The 290-nt window shown below is 41.4% G+C and carries 1 protein-coding gene; it reads left to right on the forward strand.

Going from position 1 to position 290, the window contains the following annotated elements; genetic code table 11:
• Positions 1 to 290: ATP-binding cassette domain-containing protein (locus FLQ44_RS11365; RefSeq protein WP_147694461.1), on the forward strand; the 290-nt coding region annotated here is incomplete at both ends.

The following is a 290-nucleotide window of genomic DNA, read 5'->3' on the forward strand; positions in this document are numbered from 1 at the left end:
TGTAGGTGAGGACATCACCGAAGTCGATTTTAACCATGGTATTGCACTGTATTTAGAAAAAGTCAGTGTGTGGTTTGATTCCTTTCGTGCCTTAAATGATTTGTCTCTTTATATTGAAGAAGGTGAATTACGCTGCATCATTGGTCCAAATGGTGCTGGCAAAACCACCTTGATGGATGTCATCACAGGCAAAACACGTCCAACAGAGGGTTCGGCTTTTTTTGGTCAAAACTATGATTTAGCCAAAATGAGTACCGAGCAAATTGCTGAAGCTGGGATTGGTCGTAAGT

The organism is Vogesella mureinivorans (assembly GCF_007644035.1).
GTDB lineage: Bacteria > Pseudomonadota > Gammaproteobacteria > Burkholderiales > Chromobacteriaceae > Vogesella > Vogesella mureinivorans.